General features: G+C 68.3%; 15 protein-coding genes and 3 pseudogenes. 6 read left to right on the forward strand and 12 right to left on the reverse strand.

The window, feature by feature from the left end; all coding sequences use genetic code 11:
• Nucleotides 1-45: 45 nt before the first annotated feature.
• From STSP_RS41350 to STSP_RS30655, 5 genes and pseudogenes are all read right to left on the reverse strand, one after another.
• Nucleotides 46-217: pseudogene (locus STSP_RS41350) on the reverse strand (XdhC/CoxI family protein); the annotation flags it as partial.
• Nucleotides 218-267: 50 nt separating this feature from the next.
• A pseudogene (locus STSP_RS37685) lies at nt 268-482 on the reverse strand (transposase); the annotation flags it as partial.
• Between the two features lie 554 nt (nt 483-1,036).
• Nucleotides 1,037-1,492, reverse strand: coding sequence for an SsgA family sporulation/cell division regulator (locus tag STSP_RS37700; RefSeq protein ID WP_157902938.1), 456 nt, complete (start codon nt 1,490-1,492; stop codon nt 1,037-1,039).
• Nucleotides 1,493-1,685: 193 nt separating this feature from the next.
• On the reverse strand, nt 1,686-2,141 hold the full coding sequence (locus STSP_RS30650; RefSeq protein ID WP_157902939.1) for an MmyB family transcriptional regulator: 456 nt from the start codon (nt 2,139-2,141) through the stop codon (nt 1,686-1,688).
• A 452-nt stretch (nt 2,142-2,593) separates the two neighbouring features.
• Nucleotides 2,594-5,374 carry an ATP-binding protein gene (locus tag STSP_RS30655; protein ID WP_232789855.1) on the reverse strand — a complete coding sequence of 927 codons (2,781 nt, stop codon included), beginning with the start codon at nt 5,372-5,374 and terminating at the stop codon, nt 2,594-2,596.
• 236 nt (nt 5,375-5,610) lie between these two features.
• On the opposite strand from STSP_RS30655, the gene STSP_RS41355 reads away from it, so the two are divergent.
• The 5 genes and pseudogenes from STSP_RS41355 to STSP_RS40540 all read left to right on the forward strand — a co-directional run.
• Nucleotides 5,611-5,955 carry a LuxR C-terminal-related transcriptional regulator gene (locus STSP_RS41355; protein ID WP_107441445.1) on the forward strand — a complete coding sequence of 115 codons (345 nt, stop codon included), beginning with the start codon at nt 5,611-5,613 and terminating at the stop codon, nt 5,953-5,955.
• Nucleotides 5,956-6,605: 650 nt separating this feature from the next.
• Nucleotides 6,606-6,803, forward strand: a complete 198-nt coding sequence (locus STSP_RS41360) for a hypothetical protein (protein ID WP_408646387.1) — start codon at nt 6,606-6,608, stop codon at nt 6,801-6,803.
• A gap of 302 nt (nt 6,804-7,105) precedes the next feature.
• A complete protein-coding gene (locus STSP_RS30665; RefSeq protein WP_067284274.1) occupies nt 7,106-7,570 on the forward strand; it encodes a molybdenum cofactor biosynthesis protein MoaE in 465 nt (154 codons plus the stop codon).
• 466 nt (nt 7,571-8,036) lie between these two features.
• Entirely contained in the window at nt 8,037-8,291 is a 255-nt protein-coding gene (locus tag STSP_RS30670) for a MoaD/ThiS family protein (RefSeq protein WP_067284275.1), read from the forward strand.
• Between the two features lie 7 nt (nt 8,292-8,298).
• Nucleotides 8,299-8,929, forward strand: a pseudogene (locus tag STSP_RS40540) (hypothetical protein); the annotation flags it as partial.
• Nucleotides 8,930-9,111: 182 nt separating this feature from the next.
• On the opposite strand, the gene STSP_RS40545 reads toward STSP_RS40540, so the two are convergent.
• Complete coding sequence (locus STSP_RS40545; RefSeq protein ID WP_067284276.1) at nt 9,112-9,465, reverse strand: hypothetical protein; 354 nt, start codon at nt 9,463-9,465, stop codon at nt 9,112-9,114.
• Nucleotides 9,466-9,493: 28 nt separating this feature from the next.
• Between STSP_RS40545 and STSP_RS40550 the strand changes: the two genes are divergently transcribed.
• Nucleotides 9,494-9,652 carry a hypothetical protein gene (locus STSP_RS40550; RefSeq protein WP_232789856.1) on the forward strand — a complete coding sequence of 53 codons (159 nt, stop codon included), beginning with the start codon at nt 9,494-9,496 and terminating at the stop codon, nt 9,650-9,652.
• A gap of 161 nt (nt 9,653-9,813) precedes the next feature.
• Here STSP_RS40550 and moaA read toward each other — a convergent pair whose 3' ends face one another.
• The 6 genes from moaA to STSP_RS37720 form a co-directional block, all read right to left on the reverse strand.
• Entirely contained in the window at nt 9,814-10,803 is a 990-nt protein-coding gene (gene moaA, locus STSP_RS30680; protein ID WP_067284282.1) for a GTP 3',8-cyclase MoaA, read from the reverse strand.
• A gap of 86 nt (nt 10,804-10,889) precedes the next feature.
• Nucleotides 10,890-11,360, reverse strand: coding sequence for a Dps family protein (locus tag STSP_RS30685; RefSeq protein WP_067284277.1), 471 nt, complete (start codon nt 11,358-11,360; stop codon nt 10,890-10,892).
• A gap of 145 nt (nt 11,361-11,505) precedes the next feature.
• The gene (locus tag STSP_RS30690; protein ID WP_198547464.1) at nt 11,506-12,390 is read right to left on the reverse strand and encodes an SDR family NAD(P)-dependent oxidoreductase; all 885 of its coding nucleotides are present in this window, start codon (nt 12,388-12,390) and stop codon (nt 11,506-11,508) included.
• Nucleotides 12,387-13,235: an oxidoreductase gene (locus tag STSP_RS30695; RefSeq protein ID WP_067284279.1), complete on the reverse strand. Its 849-nt coding sequence runs from the start codon at nt 13,233-13,235 to the stop codon at nt 12,387-12,389. The genes STSP_RS30690 and STSP_RS30695 overlap by 4 nt, the downstream gene beginning before the upstream one ends.
• A gap of 119 nt (nt 13,236-13,354) precedes the next feature.
• Nucleotides 13,355-13,810 carry an SsgA family sporulation/cell division regulator gene (locus tag STSP_RS30700; protein ID WP_078067633.1) on the reverse strand — a complete coding sequence of 152 codons (456 nt, stop codon included), beginning with the start codon at nt 13,808-13,810 and terminating at the stop codon, nt 13,355-13,357.
• Between the two features lie 222 nt (nt 13,811-14,032).
• A partial coding sequence (locus STSP_RS37720) for an XdhC family protein (protein WP_198547465.1) occupies nt 14,033-14,331 on the reverse strand: 299 nt, incomplete at its 5' end.

Here is a 14,331-nt window from a genome sequence, read left to right on the forward strand (position 1 = left end):
GGCCCAATAAGTCGGTCTGTTTCACCATGCGGCCCACTGGATCTGTCACATGACGCCGCAGGAGACAGCCGCGGTGTCACGGTGAATGCGCGTGCCCGTCCTTGTCAGGGGCAGGCCGAGCCGCCGTGGCGATCGGCGACGAGCTCGGCGACGATCGACGGACCGTCTCCTCAGGTGTGCGCGCGCCGAGGTCAAGTCCGATCGGTGAACGCAGTCGTTCGCGCCAGTTGAGCGGCACGACGCCGCGCCGGCCAGCGCCGCTCGCCTGAACACCTCGGTCTCGCTGTCGACGACCAGCAGTCCCAGCACTTCGCGTCCGCCGTCCTCGGTGATGCCGCGGCGATGACCACGGCCTGGGACACGATCTGGTGGTTCACGCGGGCCTTGCAGTAGGTCGCGTCCAGGTAGATGTAGGGGAAGCGGATGTGGTCCAGCGGCCGGGTGCGGAAGGCGGTGAGTTCGGCGTCCAGGTCGGCACAGAGCGAAGTCTCTGCGCATGGCAACGCGCAGCCTGGTCGACGCCCTTCGCTGAAGCGGTCGGGATGATGCGCTGGCGGCTCATCATGGTCTACCTCGGCGCCTACGGCCCGCTACGGCCCGCTACGGCCCGAGGAACTGGCGGGCCTCTGTCGTCGGGACGTCGACCTCGACACCCTGCGGGTTCGTGTTCGTCTCGCAGTGAGGTTCCCCTGGAACGGATGAACGGGCGACGCGTCCAGGCGAACCAAGTCCGGGGCCGGAACCCGGACTGTAATTCTTCCCGCGTTCCTTCATCGAGAGCTCCGCTGGGCGTTCACGGGTTGGGGCGAAGATCTTGTCGTAGTCGGCGATGGTGCTCTCGCCTTCGGGTCGCCCCAGACACCCTTGCCGGTGAGCCGCATCGAGCCGAATCCCAGGCGGTTCACCGTCAGGTCGGCGCCGATCGTGAACGATCCCGATACGGCGGCGGTCAATGTCGTCATGTCGTGCTCCAAATCCGAAAAGGTGCTCAGCTCTCGTCCCTGGGTGGGTCAGCAGCGCTCGTCCGAGGGGGCGCTCAGGCATCGTCGAGCAGGCGCTCCACCAACAGGTCCCAGTTGGTCCTGTCCAGTTCCGTACCGGGTGGCACAACGTTGAAGGTGCTCAGCAGCCAGCCCTCCAGATGCGGCAGGCTCACCTCGAAAAGCGCTGCCATGCCACGCGATTCAAGCCGCATGTACACCACGGACCGGGCGTAAGTCAGTGAGGGCCACAGCCTCACGTCGCCTATGCCGGTGGGCCCCTGCGTGCCCTCATAGAGCAGATCACGGGAGATGACCCAGGTCACGGCAGGGCTCTCCGGAGGGTGTAGACAGACGGACACCGTCAGGGGATCGTCTGGGTCGTAATGGAACACGGCGCGCATCGGGAGACGGATCGACGACCACAGGATGCGGTGGATACGCATGGGCAGTGAGCTGATGTGATCGACGGCGAGTTGGTCAGCCGAGATCTCCGGTTGCTTGTCGGGCATGGCGCCCTCCCTTTCCTGAATGCGGTAGTTGCAGCAGCCACGGCGCGGATCATCCCTTGGGACATCCGTCACCTGACCGGATACGTAAAGCTGCTTCCCCTCTGTCACCCGTCCCGTTGGTACCGTCGGCTGTGGGGTCCGCCCCGTCGCGCGCCGGGTTTCTCCGCTCGGCCAAAGGCTGGCGCAGGGCGAGTCATCTGACAGATGCCTGCGCCCACTGGAACAGCGCGAGGCAGTCATCCCGATGATCGGCGACGATCTCGCTGGCCATGGGATGGCGGTAGCGGCGCTTGCCGTTTCTGCAGACGTCGACGTCGTGGGTGTCCCAGAGACGGCGGAACTCCGAGTTCGCCCTTGCCAGCTCGTCGATCAGCGTGACGAGGGTCGGGTCGTGCGGGTAGGGGGCCGCGTTGAGGCGCAGCATGGCGATCGCCTCCCGTGCTGCGAGGCCCCAGTCCGCGCACGGTGTGCGGCTCGCGGTGTCGAGCATCAGCCAGCGCAGGTAGTTTCCGTGGGTTTCCAGGCCGGGGTGCAGGGCGCGGGCGGGTTCGCTGACGACGAGGAGGTCGAGCAGCCGGCCGAGTACGAACGCGGGGGTGGAGGCGGGTGGACGGTGCCCGGGCGATGTCGTAGAGGTAAAGGCGTTCAGTCGGGGTCAGGCGCAGAATCCTGGCGACCGAATCCAGTAGGGCGTCCGAGACATTGGGGCATCGGCACTGCTCGAAGCGGACGTAGTAGTCCACGCTGATGCCGGCGAGATGGCGACCTCTTCTCGGCGGAGGCCCGGCACGCGGCGCAGTCCGCAGCCGGGCGGTACGCCCGCTTCCTGGGGTGTCACCCGGGCACGGCGTGAACCCAGGAAATCCCGGAGGGTCGTGTTGCGCTTCATCGGGCCCACCGTCCGGCGGCGAGGGGCGTACTGGCGTGCCTGGGGTGGCGGCCGTCGGAGGGATGAACCCCGGGGGCGATGCGAGTGCGTACGGCATGCATCACAGGGTCCTGCGGCCCGTGCGCACTCGCATCCGTGGTGTCCGCAACATGAGCTCCACACTGGTACGCGGAGCGGCACCGATGCATCAACACCTCTGCTGTGGCCACAGGTCAAGGAAGGCGTCCCAGCTGGTTGCGTGAGGTGATGCCCAGCTTGGCGAAGACCTTGGATAGGTGGTACTCGACCGTGCGGGCGCTCAGGTACAGGCGGCCGGCGATCTCCTTGTTGGTCAGCCCCTCGCGGGCCAGCCTGACGATCTGGGTTTCCCGCGGCGTGAGCTCGGAGGTGGTCTCTACGGTCCGTTTGCGGGCGGTCTCGCCGGTGGCCAGCAGCTCGCGGGCCGCTCGGTCGGCGAACGCCTCCATCCCGATGGCGGTGAACATCTCATGGGCAGTGCGCAACTGCTCGCGCGCCTCCGACCGGCGCCGCTCGCGGCGTAGCCACTCGCCGTACAGCAGATGCGCGCGGGCCAGCTCGGGGCGAAGTTCGGTGTGGCTCAAGCGGTCGATTGCCTCTCGGTACAGATTCTGTGCGGCTTTGCCTTCACTCAGCAATGCCCGCGACCTCGCCTCGATTCCCAGTCCGAAGTTTGTGGCGGCAGGCTGGGTCGTCCGAGCCAGGCGCTCCAGAGTGCTCCAAGCGATTTCGGCGTCTCCGATACGTGCGGCGGCCTCGATGAGCTCGGGGAGCGCCCACATGCCGGGGTAGAGATCCAGCGGATGGGAGCTGGCCCGCTGGGCCGCGTCGAGGGCCTCCTTGTAGCGTCCGAGGCCGTTGCAGAGCACCGCGGTGCCCCAGTAGGCCACTGTCGCCGCGACCCCTTGCCCTGGGTTCGTGGCCTTGTCGAGAGTCGCCCAGAACAGCGGTAGAGCCTCGGCCTCGCTGCCACGCAGGGAGGCGAGGAACAGCGCGGCGTAGGGCGGGAGCTCGGCCCCCGTTGCCGCGGTGACTTCGTCGACCTCGGCAATGAAGGAGGCAGCAGCACCGAAGTCACCGCTCCAGGCGGCAGCCACGCCCAAGGCGATCAGGTAGAACGGCAGCCGGTCGAGGGCTCCGGTTCTGTGGACGAGCTGGATCTGGCGCGAGCAAATCGCTCGCCACCCGTCGTCGTCCCACAGAACGTTGCTCGCTGCGGTGGCCAGCCATCCCCACCGCAAACCCTCCTCGATGCCGACATCTTGGCCGGCAAAGACGCTGACAGCTTGTCGCAGCGTCGGTGCGGCTGTCGCGCGTCCGTCGGTGACCAGCAAGGCAAGACCGTCCAGCAGCAGGTCGATCGCGCGTGGCGGCTGCGTCCCTGGCGGGAGGGCTCTGGCGGCGATGCAGATTTCTAGCAGATTCCGTTCCCGCTCGTCTTCGGCGAAGGCGGCCGCACCCCATGCGTCCAGATAGGTCTCGCGCGCCATGTTCAGGTCGAGGGGCTCGAGTCGCCTGGCGGCCTTCAGCAGGAGCAGGGAAGCACTGGGGCCTCGCCCTGTAGCGAACGCGATCTGCCCGCGGAGAAGGTCCACTTGAGCGCCCTGCAACTCACTGAGCGCCCCGGCCTCGGCGGCGGCCAGCAGCTGCAAGGCCTGGTCGAACGCACCGGACTGCAGGTTCGCCCGGGCCGCCGCCAGCGTGCGGTCGGCACGCAGCTCGCGGGTACCGGTCAGTCGCGCCGAGCGCTCAAGGAACGCGGCCGCCGCAGCCAGGCCCCCGCGGCCCTGCGCCCGGCCGGCCAACCGCTCCAGCTCGACCGCGACGTCCTCGTCCGGGCCGACCGCGGCCTGGGCTCGGTGCCACGCCCGGCGATCGGGCTCGCTCTTTGGATCGGTCGCCTCGGCCAGGGCGTGGTGGACGCGCCTGCGCTCCTCCGGCGACGCGGCCCGGTAGACCGCCGAACGCACCAGCGGATGCCGGAAACGCACCCGGTCCCCGACGTCGATCATGTCTTCGGCCGCGTCGAGCACCGCCCTGCTGTTCCCGAGCAGGTCGGCCGCGCGCCACAGCAGCCCCGGGTCACCGAGCGGCTCCGCGGCCGCCAGCAGCAACAGCTGCCGGGTGTCGGCGGGCAGGCGCTCCAGCCGCCGCTGGAAGCTCTCCTCGATGCGGCCCGAGAGCGACCGCGCGGCCGGCGCCACGAACCCGCCCGCAAGCTTGAGAGAAGGCAGGTCGCGCGGCAGTTCCAGCAACGCCAGGGGGTTGCCGCGAGCCTCGGTGATGATCTGGTCGCGTACCTGATCGTCCATCTGGCCCAGGACCACCGTGCTCAGCAGCATCCGCGCGTCGCCATCACGCAGGCCCGCGACCTCCATCACCGGCAGCCCCGACAGCTCGTCCTCCTCTCCGGTATCGCGGACCGCGAACACGCAGGCCACCGACTCGGCCAGCAGGCGGCGCGCGACGAACGCGAGCACATGCGCGGAGGCACGGTCCAGCCACTGGGCGTCGTCGATCACGCACACCAGCGGGCGCTCCTCGGCCGCCGCCGCCAGCAGGCTCAGCACGGCCAGGCTGACGAGAGAGGGGTCCGGCGCCGGTCCGGCACGTAGCCCGAATGCTGTGCCCAGCGCGTCGCGCTGTGGTTCGGGCAGGCTGTCCAGCCGGTCCAGTAGCGGCACGCAGAGCTGGTGCACCGCCGCGAACGCCAGCTCCATCTCCGACTGCACTCCCGCGGCGCCCACCACACGGCAGTCGGAAGCCGCCTTCGTCAGGTGCTCCAGCAGCGCCGACTTGCCCACTCCCGCCTCACCGCGCACCACCAGCGACCGGCTCTCACCGCCTCGGACCGCCGCGAGCAGCCGGTCGAACTGCTCGCACTCGGCCTGCCGGCCCAGCAGCTGGGAGCGACGCCGTTCGGCCTGTGCGCCGGGGCGGCGAGGGTGGCCCTTGGCTCTGTCACCATTGCCCACGCCGCCCGTGAACCGCGCATCGCGACTTGACGCGCCAGGCATTTCGGAACCGCCTTCTGCTTCAGCTCGGCCGCGCGTCACCGGCCGGCCACCATGTCCCCGCGCGACAAGCGCACGGCCGCGGTGCCCGCGTCGTCCAAGGCAGTGTGGATCTGCTCCGTCCACCCGATGATCACCGCAGGTCCCCGACCAGCGCGCCGCCGCACCGCTTCAGACAGCTGCTTCTTGTGCTTCTTATGGCCGGGCGGCATTCCCGAAGAGGCCGTGCGGTCCGCGCACGGCCGCCCCGCACCATCGGCCATCGCCAGCCGCGCCCACCTCCAAGGACTCACGGGTCCCGCCTCCCACCCAGATCCATTTCGCCTGATGCGCGAATCATTCATCAGACGAAAGATCGTAGCAAGAGAAGGTCACACCGTAGGCGTGAAAGAACCCGGCGACGCTTCGGTGGCCAGTCGCCAGACGCCAGTCGCCTGTATCTGAGCACCCGCACGGTCGAGTACCACCTTTCCAAGGTCTTCGCCAAGCTGGGCATCACCTCACGCAACCAGCTGGGGCGTGGCGCCCTCCTTGACCTGTGACCACAGCGAAGGTGTCGATGCGGCGGCACCGGTCCGCGCAACACTGTGGAGATCATGCTGCGGACACCACGGATGCGAGTGCGTACGGGACACAGGACTCTGTGAGGCATGCCGTACGCACGCGCATCCTTCCCCTGTCCGGACAGGCCGACCATCCCCGTGGCCGTAGACCTCCCGTTGCCGCTGGACCGTATGCGGGCGGCGCAGCAGGCAGCGCGCGCTCTCGAGAAGGACGGAGCCAGAGCCGGATCGGGACCGCCGTGCCTGGCATGCGGCGCACGACGAGGTTGTCGCAGCGCAACTCAAGCGTTCGGCCGAACGGGCGCGGACGCGCGGTGGAGGTGCCGCGGTGGCGGCTTTCATGGCACGGGCGGTGGAACTGACCCCAAAACCGGCCCGCCAGCAAATGCGGGCGCTGGCCGCCGCACGAGCGGCGCACGAGGCGGGAAACCCCGAAACCGCCTTGAAGCTGCTGTCCATCGTCGAAGCGGGCTCCCTCGACGAGCGCCGACGTGGTGAGGTCGACCTGATGCGTGCCTGGCTCGCGTTCACCAGGAACCGGGGCAGCGAGGTTTCCGTTCTGTTGCTCAAAGCCGCAAGCCGGATCGCCTATGTCGCTGGACGCTCAGCACGGCTGGAAGCGCGAGGGCATGGTCAATGCCGGGGACATCCTCGCCTCCCTGCGCACCCGATTCGAGCTGACACTGGGAGGGCGCCCAGGAACGCGGCTTGGCGTCGGCCGAGCGCTGGCTGGTCGACGGCGGGCGCACCGCGTCGACGTTATCGCCTCTGTCACCCGCCCGTTCTGCCGCGCCTGCGACCGTACCCGGCTGACAGCGGACGGATAGGCGCGCACCTGGCTGTTCGCCACCGAGGAGACCGACTTGCGCAGGGCCCTGCGCTCCGGCGCCTGCGGCGAGGAGATAGCCGCCATCTGGCGGAAGGCCATGTGGGGCAAGAAGGCGGGCTCGGGCCTGGACGACCCGTCGTTCCTGCAGCCGAGCGCCCGATGTCGGCCATCGGCGGCTAGGACGGCAGCGAGCGGCCCCGCAAGGGAGGACGACACGGAGCCCGAGGTGCACGGGGCTTGGTATCAAACGCTGACGAGTCCCCGGCCGTGAGCGGTCGGGGTGCGGAAAGGATAGAAAATATGGCCCACGGCACTCATGACCACCCTGGTGAGCGGGCGCATCACGACCCCATACGGCTGCTCGGCATACGGGACACGCCGCTCTCCCTGGACGAGGTCTTCCGGGCGGTCGGAGATCGTGCGGCAGGCGGCACGGCACTGTTCGTCGGTACGGTGCGCAACCATGACATGGGCGCGGACGTGGACGCGCTCAGCTACTCGAGCCACCCCAGTGCCGAAATGGAATTGCGCCGCGTCGCTGAGAAGGTTGTCGCCAACTACCCGGTTCGCGCGCTGGCAGCGGTGCATCGCACCGGAGATCTGGCGGTCGGTGATGTGGCCGTCGTCGCGGCCGTGTCCTGCGCGCACCGGGGGGAGGCGTTCGCGGCCTGCCGTCAACTGATCGACGAACTCAAACACGAGGTGCCGATCTGGAAGCACCAGAGCTTCTCGAACGGAACCGAGGAATGGGTGGGGGCGTGCTGACACTTCCCGACGTTCGGTGGGATGCAGACGGTAACTGCCAGACCGGCGCGGCTCCGGCCGTGGCAGCCGCCTGGCAACACAACGTCTCATTCTTTTGTGGCTCGTTGACATCAGGCTAGCGTCCACCTGGCGGCGTTCCGGCTCGACGTTCCTGAAAGCCTCCCGGGCTTCTACGGCGTGCACGCTCCGTCGGAGCTGAAGGACTGCGAGGCGGTGCCGGAGAATCCGGTTGCCATGTTCTACGGGGAGGTCCGATGTGGTACGCGGACTCCCCGCTTCCTCCAGGAACGAGCTCCGGCCGGTGTGCTATCCCCCGTGGCCCCGGCCGGGGCTCCATCGTCATGGCACCGGCCCACTAATGCCGTGCGCCGCCGGGCGTACATACATACAGGGTAGGTCGGCCGTGCCCGGAGGTCTTAGCCTGAGGTCTTCACAGCCGACCGAGACGATCGACCCGAGGAACGAGATGGCAAAGGTCACGGTGCGCTTCTGGGCCGCCGCCAAGGCCGCGGCCGGGGTCGCCGAGGAGCCGTACGACGCGGCCACCCTCGCCGACGCCCTCACCGCGATCCGTGAGCGGCACCCCGGCGAACTCACGCGCGTCCTGATGCGCTGCTCATACCTCGTCGACGGTGATCCCGTGGGGACCCGTCCGCATGAGACGGTACGGCTGGCCGAGGGCGGCACGGTCGAGGTGCTCCCGCCGTTCGCAGGAGGGTGAGACACCGATGATCAACCAGCCGTACGCGGACTGAGGGCTACGAGGGCTACGACCCGTACGCCGCGCAGCAGTAGTACGCCCAGCAGTGGCAGGGCCAGACCTGGGAGACGAACGTGCAGCCGCCGGTGACGGCGGCGGGGACAGCGGCGCAGACGGCGTATCTGCCGCGGCAGGGCCATGAGGCGACGGCTTACGGTGCGCCCCAGGAACACGCGGCACCCGCCGCCGCTGCCCAGGGCGGCGGCGACGGTGATGTCAGCGGTCCGCCTACGGTCCCGCCACCCTCTCCGGCAACGCCCGCATCACCGACGCCCAGCGGGCCCGGCGCGAAGGCCGTTCCCCGGTCATCGAACCCGGGATGCAGCCCGCCGCGCTCACCGCGATGCTCGGCCTGCTGCTGGCCCGGCACGGCGCCGATCGGGTCGTACGCCGTCCTGCTCCCGCTCGTCGTCCTGCAGGCCGTCACCGCCGCGGGCTGGTTCCGGATGAACGGCATGTGGCCGGCCCGGCAGGGCATCGCGCTGGCGGGCCTGGGCGCGCTGGTCGCCGACGTGGCCCTGCTGACGGCGGGCCGGGAGCACACGCCCGCGGCGATACTGGGCACCCTCGGTGTGTGGGTGCTGCTCTGCCTGGTCCTGTGCGGCACAGGAAACGGCGGTCGGTGTGCGGGCCGGCGGCTCTGGCGGTGCCAGAGCACGGCGTCATTTGTCGGTGGACGGTGGACGCGATCAAGCACGTCCGTTCCTTGTCGATTCGACGGCCTCACGGACGGCTGGGACGACCTCGGAGGCGAAAAGCGCGAGCTGGTTCTCAAGGTCCGTCACGGGCCAGAACACGAAGGTGTCGACCACGAGGACCAGGGCCCATTCAGTGGGGTGTCCACCCAGCGGCGCACGTCACCGACGAGGCCCTGGCCGCCCTGGGCCGATCCGATGACCCCGATGACGTTGTAGGTGCGGCGGATTGACTCCGGGGTGCGTCCTGCAGCGGCAGCCGCCGCGTCGATGATCTCCTGACGGAAAGGCACCTCTTGCGGCGGGACGTAGATGTTCAGCGGGGGGAGAAGCATCCGTCGGCCGACCCGGCCCGGCACCGTCAGCGTCTTGCGCTTCTGGGCGTCGAGCCAGAGCTCGACGGGCTTGGGCGGCACTGGACCGGCGCGGTAACCGGTCACCGAGTGATGAGGGCTCTGCAGCCGTACCGTGTCTCCGGTCGCGGCGCATGATCCCGAGGGACTCCTCGGCGAAGGCGACCATCTGATCGCCGTGCCGCGGCAGGCCGCCCATCGAGGCAATGGCTTCGGTGAAGGCGCCACCGCCGAGGCCGAGCTGGATACGGTCTTCGGTGATGACGCTCAGTGATGCGGCGGTCCTGGCGAGCATGGTCGGTGGGCGCAGCTGGAGACTGCGATGTCGGTGAGAACGAGAGGCGCTCCGTGGCGGCGGCAAGGCTGCTGATCAGAGTCCAGAGCTCTGCGCCGCTGGCGCACTGGAGTGCCCGCATTGCCCGCCAGGCCCGCTAGCTAGCCCCCGATCGCCGACATCGGCCGCTGCGGCTGCAGGAACGACGGATCATCCAGCCCGGAGCCTGCCTTCTTGCCCCACATCGCGAGCCGCCAGACGCGGGCGATCTCCTCGTCGGGGGCACCGGAGCGCAGCGCACCGCGCAGGTCCGTCTCTTCTGTCGCGAAGAGACAGGTCCGTATCTGTCCGTCGGCCGTCAGGCGGGTGCGGTCGCAGGCCGCGCAGAATGGGCGGGTGACCGAGGCGATCACTCCGACGCGGTGCGGGCCGCCGTCGACGATCCAGCGCTCGGCCGGGGCGGAGCCACGCTCCTCGGTGCCCTCGGGGGTCAGTTCGAAGCGCGTCCGCAGCGAGGCCAGGATGTCCCCCGCGGTGACCATGCCCTCGCGCTTCCAGCCGTGCTGGGCGTCCAGGGGCATCTGCTCGATGAAGCGCAGTTCATAGTCGTGCTCCACCGCCCAGGCGAGCAGGTCCGGGGCCTCGTCGTCGTTCAGGCCTGGCATCAGCACCGAGTTGACCTTGACGGGGTTCAGGCCCGCCTCGCGAGCGGCCGTCAGACCCTCGAGGACGTCCTTGTGACGGTCTCGACGGGTGAGGGACTTGAAGACGTCGGGGCGCAGGGTGTCCAGCGAGACGTTCACCCGGTCCAGGCCCGCTGCTTTCAGGGCCGCCGCCGTGCGCCTGAGGCCGATGCCGTTGGTGGTGAGGGACGTCTGGGGGCGGGGATCGAAGGCCGCGACCCGCTCCACGATGCCGACGAGACCGGGTCGCAGCAGGGGCTCGCCGCCGGTGAAGCGGACCTCCTTGATGCCCAGCGACGTGACCGCGATGCCGATCAGGCGGACGATCTCGTCGTCCGTCAGCAGGTCGGGCTTGGCCAGCCACTGCAGTCCCTCCTCAGGCATGCAGTACGTACACCGCAGATTGCACCGATCGGTCAGCGAGACCCTCAGGTCGGTGGCCACCCGGCCGTAGGTGTCGATGAGCACGTCGGCCTCCTCCATCTCCTTCATCACAGACTGGTACATTCCGCGCCCCGTCGCCCCACACGATGAGGTACCTCTTGCCCGGCCGGTCAGGTGTTCTCCGCCTGGAACATCCAGTGCTGCTTCTCCAGGTCCGCAGTGATGGATATGAGCAGGTCTTGGGTGACCGGGTCGGCCTCTGCGGTGTTCGTAACCCGCTCCCGCATCCGGACGATAACCAGCGCCAAGGACTCTACGACTGCGGCTACCGCGTCGCTGTCCCTTACCCAACCAGCCGGGAAGCCGGGCAGATTGCTGTCGGCGGCGATGGTCGCCGCCCGGCCGTCGGGCGTGATGCCGAGCGCGGCAGCCCGCTCGGCGACAGCGTCGGAGAACTCTCGGGCGCCCGTCACCACCTCGTCGAGCTGGAGATGAATGGAGCGGAAGCGCGGCCCGTACAAGGTCCAGTGGGCCTGTTTGCCCGTCAGCGACAGGTCCAGCAGGTCCACTAGGGCGCCCTGCAAGGCCTCTGCGACGACCTTTCGGTCGTCTTCCGGCAACGGGCTGGTGATGGCATACATGACATGTTCTCCTTTACCGCCCACGGCGTGGGACAGGATGAGGGATGAAAAGGGCGGAGTGTTACTCCCGCCAGACAGATTTTTCGATGCCGCTGATGAACTTGCCGCCGGTGAAGCGACTGGCAGGCATGCGAACGGGGCGCGCTCAGGGGAGAGCTTGAGCCTCTCCGGGTACTCCGCCGGAGCGGCGCAAGAGATCGAATGTGTGCTTGGCGAGTCGGTGCCGAAATTCGGCGTCGAGGGAAATGGGGTTCGGCTGGACCGGCCGTCGCTCGTCCAGGTACTGGCCAGCCCACCTATTGGTGTACAGGGCGGCGTTCACAACATTGTGGGCTCCGTGCACGACCGAATCACCGCGTATATCGAACATGGCGTGCAATAGATCAGTGCTGATGACTCCCGGGTGCACACTTACGGTGTCCGGCTGGGGCTGCGGAGCCTGCTCAACGAGCCAGCGAGCGTGCGCCACCAAGGCCAGCTTCGAGCGTGCGTACGCCATAGTGGCGCTGTAGTCGGAGCGCTCGAGATTGAGGTCGTCCGGGTCGAGCGAAGCGGAAAGATGTGTCGACGAGGCGACATGGACTACTCGGCCGCCGGATGCGAGGAGCAACGGGGTGAGAAGTTCGGTGAGCAGGACGGCTGCTAGGTAGTTCGTCTGTAGAGTCGCTTCATTGCCGTCCTGGCTGAGCTGGCGCCGTGGTGCTCCCGGACGGCTGGCGTTGTTGATGAGCACATCGACCCGATCCGTGATCTTCGAGATCTCGGAGGCAAGCGCGCGCACCATGGCCAGGCTGTCGAAGTCAGCCTGTACGTAGTGCACCTCCCCTGCGCTGGAAGCGCGGAGCTCCTCCAATTGCCGAATGACTTCTTGTGGCCTTTGCGGGCCATGCAGGATCAATTGAGTCGCATGCGGAGCCAGCAGACGGGCGGCGGCTTGCCCAATGCCGCTGGTAGCGCCGGTGAGCACCACCGTCATGTCGTTTCTTCCCAACTGAGCGAGCCGCCCTGTTTCACTCTCTGTTTCTCTCATGCGACCTGTTCCTCGTCGGGGAAGTCGGTGGACTTCGACAGCTCGCTCCAAGCGGCGGTTTCCGCATCGAAGGAGGCGCGGGCGTCGGCGACGAGCCGGAGTGCGTCGCTGCCGAGGATGAGATGCGTCGGCGGCTTGTCGGCATCGATGACGGCGAGCAGGGCACGGCCGGCTTGAGCGGGATTGCCGGGCTGGTGGCCGCTCATGGCGAGGCGGTGTTCGCGGATCGGGGCGAAGATCGGGGCGTAGTCGGCGATGGTGCTCTCGACGCGGTGCATGGAGCGGCCCGCCCAGTCGGTGCGGAATGCGCCAGGCTCGATGGCCGTGACGTGAATGCCCAGCTCAGCGACCTCCTGGGCGAGCGAGGCGGCGATGCCCTCGACCGCGAACTTGGAGCCGTGATAGGCGGACAGACCGGGGTACGTGCGCAGACCGCCCATGGAGGTCACGAACAGGATGTGACCGGCACGGCGCTCGCGCATGCGGGGCAGGACGGCTTGGGTGACTGCGATGACGCCGAAGACGTTGACGTCGAACTGGTGGCGGAAGGTGTCGAGCGGGGTCTCCTCGAAGGTGCCCTCGACCCCGTAGCCGGCGTTGTTGACGAGCACGTCAATGCGACCTATCTCTTCCTCGATCGCCGCGACGGTGGGCTCGACGGCATCGGTTTCGGTGACGTCGAGCATGCGGGCGTGGGCGCGGCCCGGGGCGAGCTGCTCGAAGGCGGCGGCCTGGTCCGGGGTCCGCACGGTGCCTACGACGGTGTGCCCGGCCTCGAGGGCGGCGGTGGCAGAGGCGCGGCCGAGGCCACTGCTGACGCCGGTGATGAGGAGCGTGTGGGACATCTTCTCTCCGTTGGAATCATTGGGTGTCCGGTGACGAGGGCACAGGCCCGCCGAACGCACTGCGCGCGGGCTTGATGACGTGCTCGTCTGTGAGGCGGGGCAGCGCTGGTCCGGGGCGCTCAGGTATCGCCGAGCAGACGCTCCACCAGCAGGTCCCAGTTGGTGCTGTCCAGTTCCGTACCAGGTGGCACAAGGTCGAAGGTGTCCAGCAGCCACGCCTCCACCTTGGGCAGGTCCACCTCGAACAGCGCCGTCATGCCACGCGATTCAAGCCGCATGTACATCATGGGCTGGCTGCACGGCAGTGAGGGCCAGAGCTGTACGTCGCCCATGCCGCTGCGCCCCTGCGTGCCCTCGTAGAGCAGATCACGCGAGACAACCCAGGTCACGGCAGGGCCCTGCGGAGGCAACAGCTGGACGGACACCGTCAGGGGATCGCAGGGGTCGTAATGGAACACCGCGCGCATCGGGACACGGATCGACGACCGCAGGATCCGGTGGATGCGGATGGGCAGTGAGTTGAGGTGATCGACGGCGAGTTGGTCAGCCGAGATCTCCGGCTGTTTGTCGGGCATGGCGCCTCTCCTTTCCTGAATGCGGTGGCACTGCCGCAAGCCTGGCGCGGATCATTCCTGGGGACAGCCGTCACCTGACCGGATACGTGAAGCCCTCTGTCACCTGTCCGGTGGGTACCGTCGGCTCCGGGTTCCGCCCCGTGGCGCGCCGGGTTGCTCAGCTCGGCCAAACCGTCGCAGAGACGTTTCTTCTGTGCATTGCGCAGTGCTGGTGTGGGTGGGTCATCTGGCGGATGCGCTGTCTTCGAGAAGACGCGGAGCGGCAGTCGGCATTGGCTGCTCTCGCACACGGCAACCGGAGACGGAAACCGTGTCATGGTGAATGGAAGTGCCTGTACTGGTCAGTGGGAGGCCTGAGCCGCCCTGTCGATCGGCGACGATCTCGGCAACGATCGACAGAGCCGTCTCCTCGGGCGTGCGTGCGCCAAGGTCGAGGCCGATCGGCGATCGCAACCGGGCCAGCTCATGATCGGTTACCCCTGCTGCGCGCAGGCGCTGTATGCGGTCCTCGTGGGTGCGCC

Origin of the sequence: Streptomyces jeddahensis, from assembly GCF_001642995.1 — a bacterium.
In the GTDB taxonomy this organism is placed as follows: Bacteria; Actinomycetota; Actinomycetes; order Streptomycetales; family Streptomycetaceae; genus Streptomyces; species Streptomyces jeddahensis.

Excerpts from the sequence above, each read along its gene's own strand:
- STSP_RS37700 (WP_157902938.1), bottom strand. The coding sequence starts at position 1,492 with ATGCCCGACAAGCAACCGGAGATCTCGGCTGACCAACTCGCCGTCGAT.
- STSP_RS41355 (WP_107441445.1), top strand. The coding sequence starts at position 5,611 with ATGGCCGGGCGGCATTCCCGAAGAGGCCGTGCGGTCCGCGCACGGCCG.
- STSP_RS41360 (WP_408646387.1), top strand. The coding sequence starts at position 6,606 with ATGGTCAATGCCGGGGACATCCTCGCCTCCCTGCGCACCCGATTCGAG.
- STSP_RS30665 (WP_067284274.1), top strand. The coding sequence starts at position 7,106 with ATGGCCCACGGCACTCATGACCACCCTGGTGAGCGGGCGCATCACGAC.
- STSP_RS30670 (WP_067284275.1), top strand. The coding sequence starts at position 8,037 with ATGGCAAAGGTCACGGTGCGCTTCTGGGCCGCCGCCAAGGCCGCGGCC.
- STSP_RS30685 (WP_067284277.1), bottom strand. The coding sequence starts at position 11,360 with ATGTATGCCATCACCAGCCCGTTGCCGGAAGACGACCGAAAGGTCGTC.
- STSP_RS30690 (WP_198547464.1), bottom strand. The coding sequence starts at position 12,390 with ATGAGAGAAACAGAGAGTGAAACAGGGCGGCTCGCTCAGTTGGGAAGA.
- STSP_RS30695 (WP_067284279.1), bottom strand. The coding sequence starts at position 13,235 with ATGTCCCACACGCTCCTCATCACCGGCGTCAGCAGTGGCCTCGGCCGC.
- STSP_RS30700 (WP_078067633.1), bottom strand. The coding sequence starts at position 13,810 with ATGCCCGACAAACAGCCGGAGATCTCGGCTGACCAACTCGCCGTCGAT.